Annotated in this window: 11 protein-coding genes; 4 read left to right on the plus strand and 7 right to left on the minus strand. The window is 58.1% G+C overall.

The genetic code is table 11. The features are described from left to right. Positions 1-634: IS21-like element helper ATPase IstB (istB, locus tag FNJ47_RS20525; protein ID WP_175068399.1), on the plus strand; the 634-nt coding region annotated here is incomplete at its 5' end. Between the two features lie 217 nt (positions 635-851). Here the strand turns inward: istB and FNJ47_RS20530 are convergent. The 6 genes from FNJ47_RS20530 to FNJ47_RS20555 all read right to left on the minus strand — a co-directional run bounded on the left by FNJ47_RS20530 (position 852) and on the right by FNJ47_RS20555 (position 5471). Beyond that, a complete protein-coding gene (locus FNJ47_RS20530; protein ID WP_157348633.1) occupies positions 852-1106 on the minus strand; it encodes a type II toxin-antitoxin system RelE/ParE family toxin in 255 nt (84 codons plus the stop codon). Positions 1107-1137: 31 nt separating this feature from the next. Further along, positions 1138-1416, minus strand: a complete 279-nt coding sequence (locus FNJ47_RS20535; RefSeq protein WP_083992287.1) for a type II toxin-antitoxin system ParD family antitoxin — start codon at positions 1414-1416, stop codon at positions 1138-1140. A 415-nt stretch (positions 1417-1831) separates the two neighbouring features. Further along, positions 1832-1996, minus strand: a complete 165-nt coding sequence (locus FNJ47_RS20540; protein ID WP_163156268.1) for a hypothetical protein — start codon at positions 1994-1996, stop codon at positions 1832-1834. Positions 1997-2423: 427 nt separating this feature from the next. Continuing rightward, on the minus strand, positions 2424-2840 hold the full coding sequence (locus FNJ47_RS20545; protein ID WP_163156270.1) for a hypothetical protein: 417 nt from the start codon (positions 2838-2840) through the stop codon (positions 2424-2426). A 574-nt stretch (positions 2841-3414) separates the two neighbouring features. Then, the gene (locus FNJ47_RS20550; RefSeq protein ID WP_347341694.1) at positions 3415-3621 is read right to left on the minus strand and encodes a cold-shock protein; all 207 of its coding nucleotides are present in this window, start codon (positions 3619-3621) and stop codon (positions 3415-3417) included. 221 nt (positions 3622-3842) lie between these two features. Further along, on the minus strand, positions 3843-5471 hold the full coding sequence (locus FNJ47_RS20555) for an acyltransferase family protein (protein ID WP_163156272.1): 1629 nt from the start codon (positions 5469-5471) through the stop codon (positions 3843-3845). 958 nt (positions 5472-6429) lie between these two features. Here FNJ47_RS20555 and FNJ47_RS20560 point away from each other — a divergent pair. The 3 genes from FNJ47_RS20560 (at position 6430) to FNJ47_RS20570 (ending at position 10587) form a co-directional block, all read left to right on the plus strand. Continuing rightward, a complete protein-coding gene (locus FNJ47_RS20560) occupies positions 6430-8670 on the plus strand; it encodes a tetratricopeptide repeat protein (protein ID WP_163156273.1) in 2241 nt (746 codons plus the stop codon). Positions 8671-9026: 356 nt separating this feature from the next. Further along, on the plus strand, positions 9027-10205 hold the full coding sequence (locus FNJ47_RS20565) for an MFS transporter (protein ID WP_163156275.1): 1179 nt from the start codon (positions 9027-9029) through the stop codon (positions 10203-10205). A 16-nt stretch (positions 10206-10221) separates the two neighbouring features. Continuing rightward, positions 10222-10587, plus strand: coding sequence for a DUF3088 domain-containing protein (locus FNJ47_RS20570; RefSeq protein WP_163156277.1), 366 nt, complete (start codon positions 10222-10224; stop codon positions 10585-10587). A 14-nt stretch (positions 10588-10601) separates the two neighbouring features. Here FNJ47_RS20570 and FNJ47_RS20575 read toward each other — a convergent pair whose 3' ends face one another. Continuing rightward, positions 10602-11573, minus strand: coding sequence for a LysR substrate-binding domain-containing protein (locus tag FNJ47_RS20575; RefSeq protein ID WP_163156279.1), 972 nt, complete (start codon positions 11571-11573; stop codon positions 10602-10604). Between the last annotated feature and the right edge of the window lie 330 nt (positions 11574-11903).

The following is an 11903-nucleotide window of genomic DNA, read 5'->3' on the forward strand; positions in this document are numbered from 1 at the left end:
CGCCATGCGTGCCGACCGGCGCCTGACCAATCGCCTCGCCGCAGCCAAGCTGCGCTTCGTCGACGCCTGTATCGAAGACGTCGACTTCGCGTCCCGCCGCGGCCTTGACCGGCGCAACACCCTGCAACTGGCGCAAGGCGCTTGGCTGAAAGCCCATGAGAACTTCATCATCACCGGCCTGACCGGGACTGGTAAAACCTGGCTGGCGTGCGCCTTCGGACGCCAGGCGGCCAGGCTCGATCATTCCGTCCTTTATTTGCGTATGCCGCGCCTGTTCGAAGACCTCGCCATGGCCCGTCTCGATGGTCGCTTCCCGCGCCTCATCGACAAGCTCGCACGGGTCCAGTTGCTCATCCTCGACGACTGGGGCACCCACACCCTCAATGATCAGCAGCGCCTTGATCCCCTCGAAATCTTCGAAGAGCGCTATAGGCGCAAATCGACCTTGATTACCGCCCAGCTGCCCGTTGCCCAATGGCACGACATGATCGGCGAGCCAACCATCGCAGACGCTATCCTCGACCGGATCATCCACAACTCCCACCGCATCGCTCTCGAAGGCGACAGCATGCGAAGGAAAAAAGCCGCGCGCCCCTTGACCGACGTCGAAAACAGCGAAACGAATACCAACTGACTTCAACAACCAGGCAACCAAAAGCCAGCGCCGCCACGCTGTCCGCGATTTAGCGAAACTGCTGTCCGTCAGTTAGCGAAACCACTGTCCCGTTTTTGCGAAATACGCATCGAGCGCGCGATCGGAAGTGGAGAGTCCGCCGTGCGCGCGCCAGCCTCCGCTGTATCACGCCCGCCGACAATCTTGGATCGGATGGCGTCCTTGACAAAGCAAGTTCTCAGTCGAGATCTTCCGGCGTGATATCGCGAGCACCGTGCAGCACTCGCACCATCTCAACGCCGTTAGGAAACGCTTCGTAGAAGAGTACGTAGTTGCCGACCGGGAAGCTCCGAATGCTCATACCCAACTCGGGCCGCTGTCGGCCCGCCAGTGGATTCTCGGCAAGCATCTGAAAGACGTTGCCGATTCGATCGAGCACGCGGTCCGCAGCGGCGATATTGTCTGATGCGATGAAGAGCCAAATCTCGTCCAGGTCGGTCTCGGCCTAGGGCCGCCTGGTGAGATTACCCGCCATGCTTCCCGGCTCTCAGCCGTTCACGTCCTCGGGCCTTAATTTGTTCGACCAGTTCGCCGGGCTCAAACGGCTCGGCCGGACCGCTTTCAAGGCCTTCCTGTATGGCAGCACGCAATGCTTCAAGCTTCGCCTTGCGACGCTCCTCGCGTTCTTCAACAAGGCGCAGTCCCTCCCGCATCACTTCGCTAGCGGTTGCATAGCGACCGCTGTCGACGAGATCCTTGATGAAGCTCTCGTAGTGCTTGCCGACAGTATAACTCGTGGCCATACGCATCTCCTTGCCTCATAATATATTACTTTATGCTATAGCCCCGCAAGGGTTTCTAAATACCGCGCCTCGGTTCTCCAGCCACGTGGGGCTATAGAAGGACGGGGGCGAACGGTTGATAAGTGACGAAATCACTTGGCCCAGCCCGTCCGAGGCGCCTTTGCTAGCGCCACACCACCTTCGTGTGGGAGGCATGAACAACGACCAAGGAGATCAGCCCGCAATGCCCTGAGCACGGGCCCCCTATTCTGCGGCGGAGGCCGCTGCCTCCTCGACGAGCCGCCGGACTTGTCGCGCCGGCGCCTTGAGATTGGCGGTAGCTGCGAGAATCGGCACAAGCGCACCACCAAGAAAGATCCCGGCCCGATGACTCGTAGCGCCATCTCTCAATTTTAGGGCGGGAAAATGGGTGACCTCAGTGCCGGCTGGTCAGCGTGATCTCGAGTTGATTCTCTGGCTGACCAACGCGCCGTTCGTAATTGGCGGCCAGCTGCAACAAGCGCACCTTGATGAACGGGTCAGCTTGCTCGGCAAGTTCCCGCACGGTCCGCGCCCTCTCTCTACAAAACTCGTCGTCCATGACATCCTACCAGAAATTGTCTCGCTGATAATGCCAGTTGAGAAGCGGGACTGCATATGACCGAGGTTACACTGCAAGATATTTCCCCAGTCCCAGCCCTTGGAAGCAAGCGTTCGCCTCATTTAGCAACAAGGGTCGGCGTGTCCTTGCCCTTTCCGCCAGACGACTTTGCACGGGCAGGTCCTGTTCGGCGGAACGACCACTGTGAACCGCTCAGAAAGCGGCGAGGAGATCGCCCTTCAATGCTCCGCTCCCCTCCTCTGAGGCCTCCAGGTCCAGCACAGTGACAGGAGCCAAATCTGTCATGACATTATTGAGCAACAGATCACGCGCAGGGCTTTCTCCATCCGGATGGCATTTTTGCCAAGTTAAGTGCCGCGCGCCTCGCCCCCGGTGCGGGTGACAGTTAAGTTAAGGCAACCCTGCTTCATGCTGTTCGTCGACTGGATCGACCTTTCCTGCGGCGTCGCCGCGAGCTCTGATGGCGACTGCGGGGAGCAATAAGTGAATTTGTTGGATCGGTGACCGCTTGCACAGGGACTTCGCTGGATGAGGGATCGATGGTCGATCGAAGCGGCTCTCTTTGAGCGGCGACCGCCCTTTCGAGTGCAGACAGGAATTGCCGCCCCTCTTGTGTAATTTCCCAGCCGAGAGCATCGCGAAAGACAAACTTCGCCGAAAAGATATTCAGATCCGGAGCATGTTCGGCCAACCGCTTCATGCGATCGGTCCAGTCGCGGCCGCTGTTCATCAGGATCTCCACGGCGCGTCGGACTTCGGCAACAGAGGCCCGCCCGGTGGGCTGACCGGCCAGCACTTTCAGGACGGTCAGCTGGAAGGACACTTGCCGTGTCTCCGATGGGCTGTGTGTGCAGTTCCCGTCCAATGGTTCAAGATCAGGGAAACGTCGTCAACAACGTGCCGCCGTTAACCTCAACTATATTGGCTAACCACGAGCGCCGGCGTCCTGGGATTGCTCGCCGGCTGATGCGCGAGGAGTCCTCGAGCGGGCACGCTATCAGCACGCCGCAGGCTCGTATCGTCCATAACGGACGAACTCGCCTCGGTGCGCTCGTTTTAGAATCGACAGCACAAGCTTTGCGTCGGCCGGTGCAGCAAGTTGCTACAAGGACATGCGCGGCGTACACCTCCTGGCCCGCTGAGCAGGAGTGTACGGTTCGGACCATTCATGGCACCGAGGATATTGTGTCAGGTCCATACTGCTCCAACGCGGGCAGAATCCGGAACTGCTGTGGCACCGGCGAGCAATGCCTTGATTGAAGCCGCCACGGGGCTTGCGGCAAAGCCTCAGTCCGAAGCGACGGTCGTAAAGGACCGCCCGGCGCACCAGATACAAGGCATCGCCGGACAGGTGCGAGATCACAAGTTGCAGAGGGCAGCCCGGAGGTGCACGTCAATCAGCCAACCCGAAGATCCTCAGCTGACGTCTTGCCCGAGCGCCCGGCCTTGAGCTCGTAACTGACCCGAGCCCCCTCCTCAAGGGTGGTGTAACCGGCCTTTTCCACGGCACTGATGTGTACGAACACATCGGCACTTCCGTCCTCCGGCCGAATAAAACCATAACCTTTGCTGGAATTGAACCACTTCACAATACCCGTTGCCACGGCGGCATCTCCATCAGTGAACCTTCGTGATCTAGCGAAGAGTCTCGCAGCCATCAAGATGGGCGGCAAAACGACGCTCGTCCGCCGCGGCAGTCACGTCCGCAACTTTCTTGCTCGATGACTGAGACCCTGACTCTTTTGTGCGACGGCCGGCAGCAAGACCCTGACGTCGCAGATCTTCGTTTCAGGGGCGAGATCCGGATGGGCGTTCAGCCCGCGGCTCAATCATCGCCCGCCACCTTGTTACAGGATAGTTGCAGAGCCGACGACGTCGCATGCGCATCCGGAGCCGAGCTTGCGCGAATGCTGCGGTCTCCCTTGCAGAACCAGGCGACGGCAAACTCCTTTGCGCAACCCGGAGCAGGATCAGCAATCCGTGTCATCTCTGTACGAAACGCACACTCGTTCTTACCATTACACGCTTCTGCAAGCGCATCCGTGGTGTTGCCGCGCGCTGACATCCAGCGGCAATTGCCGCCATACGTGCCGGAAACAACCGAAATACCCGATTGCGTGATGACATTCCCGACCGCACCCCGCAGTGCATACGCGGCCGCCGCACCAACAAGTGCGGCAAAGCCGACAATTCCCAATCGCATCAGGAGTCTGCGCTGTTCCGCCGAGGCCGCCTGATAGGCGCCGCGAATTCGCCTGCGGGCCGGTACCTCGAAGCCGAAATGCAACAGGATCGCGGCGCAAGTTGCCAGGGCGAAAGCGAGAGCGAACGCACCGAGATGGCCAAGCAGTTGACTCGCCGTGTCCCAACGCACCACCGGAAAACGCCGGAAGATGATGATGTGTATAAGATAAAGGGCAAAGCTGGCCTCGCCCAGAAAGACAAGCCACCTTGCTGACAACAGCCGTCCTGCAGTGCTGGCGGGCTGAGCCGCCGCGACAAGGATGAGCGCAACCGGCGCCGCCAGAGCGATATTGTTGCGTGTAATATCGAACAGGCTCATGGAAGCCCCAAATGGTGGCTTGTGGGCGGTAAACCAGAACACCCAGCTAATCGCGCCGACGCCAACAAGTGCCGCGATGTCGAGCAGAGCACGAGACGGCCTGAAATCCTGCTCCGACCACACTTCATGGAGCCTTGCCAGGCAACAGCCGAGAACGAACTCCCACATCCTGCAAAACGGCGAAAAGTAGACGATCCAGAGGATCAGCGTGTTCTTCCAGTTCGGCAGAGCCGCCTCGGTGCCATAGGCATGAAGCGCAAACAGGTTGATGCGGCCCTGCAGCATGAGCACCGCAAGGTCGATGCCAAGCTCGATTGCGACGGCTCCGACGGCGCAAACAACGGCGGAGGGCACAGTTCTGATCCGCGCAAGCAGAGGGCAAACGAGCGGAAAAACGAGATAGAAAAACCACTCGGTGCTCACCGACCAGGAGACGATGCCGACCTCCTCGTACTGCCAGACGGGAGCTACACCGGCGATATTTGCAAAGAACCAAGTTTGAACCATCCCGAGTTGAAACGGGACAAGGTGCGTTGAGAATCCTTCGGCCGGCGCCTCGGTTCCGAGGAGCCACGGCCAGACAAACGGTCCAGTCAGCAATTCGACGAGAAAGAGAACAACAAACAGAGGATAGATTCGCGCTATGCGCGCCACGAGAAAGTCCGGGATCGCTTTCCGGGGGCTCCTCACAATCGAGCTGCCATAGTTATATTGAATGACAAAGCCACTCAGCGTGAAGAAGACCGACATTCCGAGCAGGCCGAGTGTCCCGACGCTGATATCGAGTCCGAGGCTCGGTCCCTGCAAGAACACGTTGCCGCCGTGAGACAATGCGACCGCTGCCGCCGCGACAAACCGGATACCGGTCAGTGCGGGTATCTGCTTAACCATCGATGTCGCTCGTCATTTGCGAATGGGTACAAATCCTGGGCGATCGATGGCACCAAAGGCACGCAGCTGGACACTTGCTAAAGGCAGGGAAGACTGATCGCATCACACGAGCGTGCCTTGCGATCAGTCAAACTTCTTCGAAAGCTCAAATCGGTTATCGGAGCGCCCTCGCACCTTATTGGGAGGCCGGTCAGCGCTGAAACTCTGACTTCTGGTAGGGCGGCTCAGATTTTAGATCCATATTCCGACCGGTTCTGACCAAGCTATGTCCCCAGACTGTCATACTTGAACCGCGCCATTGTCTCACCGGAAGCCTTCCTGAATGGGTTGGCGCCAGGGCTCCATCTGCGAAGGGAGCTTGGGGCGCCAGGTACCCGATGAGAGCCCAGGTCAAAGCAACATGCTGAGAGTCTCTGGCAGTCTCACAACGGATACATGCACCAGTTCACGTCCTGTGTGGGGACCGGGAGGCTATCATCAGCCAGCCACACTAGGAGATTCACGTGCAGCAGCGGAGCTGCACAAGGTGCCTATCCTCGTGACACTCGTTGCGGCGAGGCTCATCCGGCCACCAGCCGGCCCAAGGCAGCCGAGATTGAGATTGCTACCTGAACGCATCGCAAGCGGAATGGGCAGCCAATCCGAGCCGCGCGTTCAATCTTTTTGACAGCAACTGCCAAGGAATCTCGCTGCGGATTGGTGCAGAACTTTACTATTCTTGTCCGGCACGGCTGGCCGCGCTTTCGCTTGGGTCTGGCGTGCGAGAGAAGGAAAGGAACACGTGATGAAAAAGAAGATCGCTGAGATCAAGACCACGATCCGTACCACCACTCCGTACACGGGTACGCTCTAGGTTGGTGCGGCAGATGCCTTGGATGCATCTACCTGATGAGAGCATAGCGGCATCGGAGGGTGGTCGTTTCGGCCACCCTCTTTTGCGACAGTTCGGGAGAGTAAAATGGTTGATCTGATCCAGCAGCGCGTGGTTTCAGCCATATCAGCATCCGTTGAGCTCAGTGCGATTACGATTTTAAAGGCGGAAGCGGGCATGGCGCCGCTGCCGACGATCAAATCGGCACTCGCGCGCTCCAATTCTAATTTCTCGATCACTGACGGCGACTGGCGGACCGGCGGCTATCTTGCCGAGCTGCAAGCGTTCATTGACGCCGAACTAAGGTGGGCCAAAGAAAACAGGCCCAAACTGGTTGAGGCGGCACAACAATCCTTGAAGCGGCTATTCCCCCTCCTGGTCAGCGACGCCTTTACCGTGCCGAAGGATCTCACCAATACCTCGAGCAAGGAGGAGCGCACCCGATTCTATCATCATGAATATCAAAACAAGCTCCTGGTCGGACTAGCCGAATTCCTGATCAACTGCGCCCGACAGCTCAACGAGCGTCACATCATCGTCATCGATCGGGCGGCGGCCCTGTCCGGTTCGGCCAAGAACCTGATCAAGCTGCTCGTCAGGCTGGACGACGATGCGCGGCTGTTTCGGTTCGTTCTGATCGATTATGAACAACGGCTCTATTTCCCGGACGCCAGCGAGGTTCATTTCGGCAGATATAGCTCGCAAGAGCTGGCGCCAAGCTTTGATCCGGATCTTCCCGCGGAGAAGCACCGGCAGATCTATGAGGCAAGTGGCGGCAACCCGTTGATTGCAGAGGCTTTGAGCAAATGCACAGCGGCAGGATTACCAGTCGTCGGCTATCTCGACCCGACCGCGACCGTGGATCTCTATCTGGCCAGCCTCAACACCGGGGAACGGCATAGCCTTCTCAAATCTTACATTGAATCCGATTGCACCACGCCCGACCTGATCGCGCAGCGAAACTATGCGACCTTCGAGCCGGCGACCGCAGATCATCTGCACGAGCAGATGCACGACGCGTGCCTGGAGCGCTATCTGGCAGGCAAGGCGCCTCTCGTGATGCTTCATGCGCTATCGGTACGGGACAAGTATAAGCGTCTAGAGCTGCTTGCGGAACCAAGTCAGATCCTCCAGAGCATTGGCCTGTACGATCTCTGGTTTGGCTACTTCGGGGAAATTTTCGCCGACCCTGCGCTTCGCACCTACGGCTCCGGGGATGCCAGCGTGAATGCCGCCTTCATCAACGCGGCTTTTGTGCTGTACTCACTCGGCTGCGGGCGGGTGTCGGTTCCCTATTTGGACGAATTCTACAAAACGTTCCCAAAGAGCCGATACACGCCAACGGTTCTGTATGCCCAATCAATGACGTATGGACGCTACCAGCAGCCGGTCAACCTCACGCTGGCCGAAGAGTACGCGTTAAGGAACCTGGAGACCATCGAGCGGGATTTCAGGGGGCACGACAAGTATGATTACATCAAGGTGTTTGCAGAGAACGCCTATGCTTACATCAAGGCCAAACAGCAGAAGTACGACGAAGCCCTGGCTCTTTGCGCCGAAGGCCTTGGCAAGATGCTCAAGGCGTATGGCGACGAGCGATTCAAGCTTCACCAATCGATTTTGATCTACAACACCAGCCAGGTCTACGAACTCATCGACGAACTTCCTCGGGCCGAGAAGCAGTTGCGTGAGGCCATTGCGTATGATCCCTACTATGGAGAGTATCACAACGACCTGGGGAACCTGCTTTCGAAAGTGGCTGGAAGGGAAGCTGAGGCTCTGGAGGCCTATGCGCGCGCCATTGAACTTTGCCCACCCTATTATGAGGCTCACCTGAACAGGGCCGCACTTCGCAGCAGAATGGGGGATGCCGTTGGCGCGCTGGCCGATCTCGATAGGACACTTGTCATCAAGCCAAACGAATGGCGAGCTCATTTCGAGAAGGGCAACATCTTGATGCGGCAGGACAGGCCTAAAGCTGCTCTGGAGTCCTATCTGGCGGCGGCCGAGATCAGTCCCAAAAACCCCGACCTACAGAGCAATCTCGGCCTCGCCTATTCCGAGCTTGGCAAGGCGCACGAGAGCATCGCACACTATGTTCGAGCCCTTGAACTCAACCCTCGGCATGCGCTCACCCACAACAACCTCGCCATCGAGTACTTCAACGAGGGCCGGCCGGATATTTCATTGAACCACGCGACGGTCGCTGTCGAGATCGGGGGAGATCCAGACTACCTCCTCACCCGTGAGCACATTGAGAAAAGCCTGCAGGCTGACCTTGCCACGCGGCGGGACCGAGCTTCTGCATCTTCCGCGAAGCCTATGTGAGCTTGCGGCTCATGGCACTCTTGCCATTCGAGCAGCGTGAGACAGGATCGCTCAGGAAATGATGGCTGCATCTCAGAGCTTCGGCTCGGTCTAGCGAATGCTCTCGCGGCAGCCGCTGCAACACAGACTGACCGGCAAGCGACGCGCCTTGGCCGGTCTTATCGAGAGTGACCGAAGCCACAGGAGGTACAGGGAGGTAGATAGGTAATAAGATGCCTTTTGCCAAGCCGTCTATTGCCAGAGCGTTCATCGTTGGCTTGCGGGCTCATCGCACCGATGTCGCATCCCGAAGGCAGTGCCATCTACCTGTCCCTCCGCGTCAAGCGATCCGATATCCTCGATGAGCTAAGTCAACAATGAGCGGATCGAGCACACGGCAGTTCATCTATCTCTCGCATTTGATCATCCAGATCGGCGGCTGGGCGTTCCGTATCGGCATCCTGATCGGCCTTCTGCAATCCGGCATGAGCGCCGCGGGTCTCGGCATCGCGGTCACTTTTGCGCCGATCATGCTTGGTAGCCTCTTCCTGTCGCCGTTGGTCGACAGGGGCGATCCGATCTCAGCCATGATGATCGTCAATGCTGTTCGCATCTGCGCGCTGCTCGCCATCTTCGGCAGCGACGGAGCCGATTCGTTTCTGAGCTACGCCGCAATGGCCGTCCTCAGCCTGGTCCAGCCGGTCTATTTGTCTGCAGAGATTGCTTTCTTCCGTCGTATTACATCGGAAGACGGCATGATCTCGGTGCTGCGCAATATCGCCAATATCGACTGGCTCACCTATCTCTTGGGAATGTTTGCAGGTGCCATGCTGTCCGATCAATTGCACTTGCCTGGCGTTTTGGCCTTCAACATATCGGCGATCATCCTGTCTTTGATTGTGCTCCTTGGCATCAAGCAGCAGTTCAGAAGGACGCCAGCCGTGCTTGAGGCGCGCCCCTCCGGAACCGTCCTGGACTTGGCACCCCTCTATCCCGCATTCTTGGCTGTCTTTCTGCTCAACCTCGGCGCCGGCATCATCAACGTCTATCCTGCGATACATGCCACAGCTGACGGGGTTCTCGACAAAAGCGTACTACTGACGATCGTCATGGCTAATGGCGTATTGGCCTTGCTGGGCGCGCTGGCCGTCAAGCCGATTTACGACCTGCTAGGCGCTTTGCCAACTATTGCCGGAGCCGCGATGCTGCTTGCGGCATGCCTTGCAATGATGTCACTCGATGCCGGCCTGGCTTTGGTGATCGCGTCCAGCAGCGCGATGCTTGGTTTCGGCCAGATATTTGCGGCTGCCGCTCACGCGCACATGGTTTCTTCAGTGGCTCCAGACCGCGCCGGTCGCCTCTCCGGGTTATTTCAATGTTGCACCTATAGCGGCGTTGCGGGAAATGGCATTGCCTTGTCGCTTCTAGGTGATCGGCTTGCTCTCGGAATGATCGTTCTCCTATGTGCGGCGAGCGCATTTGTTGCCTTCGCCGTTGCGACCTTCGCGGTGGTCAGATCAAGGGATTCTCAGACATCACGTCCTGCCGATCGGTAGATCGGGGATCCACGCCATGCCATGGGATCAGCTGTTCATTTTAGAACACCCTTTTGCGGATCCGGCCTTCCCGGAAAGACAATTCTATTGCTGGCAATGTTTGCTATTGGACGGGTTGCTATCCGCGTTTCCAAGCCACGCTGCGAGGCTCGACGTTCGTCGGATTTCCTGGGCGAGGCCACGAGCCGCGCTCATCGAGAGGCTTGGGCAGGATCACCAGTCCGCGCCGGTTCTGATTTTGGAAAAGGAAGGCCCTTTACCAGAGCATGCGAAGTACGCGAATGGGCTCGCCTATGTCGACGATGTGTTTGCAATCCTTGATCTTCTGGCTGCGCGCCACGGATTTCCTGCGTCTTACCGTCGAACAGTCCGCAGTTGGTAGGTCCATGATGGCCATCAACGACTCGATGCCAGCAGGGACCGATCGGGAATCTTCAATCGAGCGGCTTGCTTGATCTGCCGGGTTGGAGCTTCAAAAGCCAATGGCTGATGATCCCGGGCCAGTAGTTCTGACAGCGCCCAGCGCTCAAACTGTTTGACAGCCGCGGTATTGCGGGCTTGTCCGTTGACAAACATGTAGATTGACCGATTGACCGGCACGAAGCCAAATGGCGCTACAAGCTCTCCTTTCTCAAGATTGCTTCTGACCAAAATCTGCGAGGATATTGCGGCTCCCAGCCCACTTTTTGCTGCCTCCATAGTCAAAGAAAATGTATCGAAGACGACCTTGCGCGATTCTTGCAAGCATATTGCAGCTGCGCTGGCCCATTCGCTCCAGGCGTCCAGCCTGTCGGCGTCGTGCAACAGAGAGAGCGACAGAATATCTTCCGGGCTTTTGATGGCCTCGAGCGCAGCTGGCGCACAGACCGGGCCAATCATCTCATTTGAAACGTGCACCTCGCGGTCGGGAAACGGCTGCTTCAGTGGGCCGGCGACAAACAATATGTCCAACGCACCAACAGCGAGCGCGTCAAGATCGGCTTCGGTTTCAAAGACAAGGTCAATGTCCGGATAGAGTTTGCGGAACCGACCGATACGGGGCAACAGGCCGTGCGACAAAAACGTGGTCGAGCACCCGACCACGACGGAGGGCCCCGCACGGCGCCTTCGTAGCTCGTAGCATCCCTTCTCGAGCATGGTGAACGCGCTCGCGCAGCTGCGCTTGAGCTGTTCGCCGTCGGATGTCAGCCGCACGCCCGAACTATGGCGCACGAATAGTTTCCTGCCGAACCAATCCTCAAGCAGACGCATTTGGTAGCTTACCGCGCCGGTGGTCATGTTTAGCCGCTCGGCTGCCCTTGAGAAGCTTGGAAACTCGCTGACTGCCTCAAACAGATGGAGGCTTTTCAGGATCGGTAGCTTGCGCATCTTTCTTTCCTGCCTCCCACTGGGATAGCTGTTGTGGGGCCCTGCAGTGTGCGCCGATTCTCTGCAGCTTCGACAACCGCCATCGCTTACTGCCGGGACCGCCCACGACTGAGACTTCTTTCGGATCTGCCTGTCACGGCGAACTCAACGGCCTGGCTCCCTGCCCCAGCCGGTCGACCTATCGATCTGGCACATAACCACTTGAGATCCGGTATCCCTGAGGCACAGTTAGATTCCATATCATTCGACGCAGGGTCGATCGCTGCGCGATTTCTCCAGAAAGCCTGAACGAGCTTGAGATTTAGAACGCCAACTCATGGGTCAATTTGG

Source organism: Bradyrhizobium uaiense, assembly GCF_010811875.1.
Taxonomy (GTDB): domain Bacteria; phylum Pseudomonadota; class Alphaproteobacteria; order Rhizobiales; family Xanthobacteraceae; genus Bradyrhizobium; species Bradyrhizobium uaiense.

Coding starts and splice junctions, on each gene's coding strand:
- FNJ47_RS20535 (WP_083992287.1), bottom strand. CDS start 1,416: ATGGCCACGAGTTATACTGTCGGCAAGCACTACGAGAGCTTCATCAAG.
- FNJ47_RS20540 (WP_163156268.1), bottom strand. CDS start 1,996: ATGGACGACGAGTTTTGTAGAGAGAGGGCGCGGACCGTGCGGGAACTT.
- FNJ47_RS20555 (WP_163156272.1), bottom strand. CDS start 5,471: ATGGTTAAGCAGATACCCGCACTGACCGGTATCCGGTTTGTCGCGGCG.
- FNJ47_RS20560 (WP_163156273.1), top strand. CDS start 6,430: ATGGTTGATCTGATCCAGCAGCGCGTGGTTTCAGCCATATCAGCATCC.
- FNJ47_RS20565 (WP_163156275.1), top strand. CDS start 9,027: ATGAGCGGATCGAGCACACGGCAGTTCATCTATCTCTCGCATTTGATC.
- FNJ47_RS20570 (WP_163156277.1), top strand. CDS start 10,222: ATGCCATGGGATCAGCTGTTCATTTTAGAACACCCTTTTGCGGATCCG.
- FNJ47_RS20575 (WP_163156279.1), bottom strand. CDS start 11,573: ATGCGCAAGCTACCGATCCTGAAAAGCCTCCATCTGTTTGAGGCAGTC.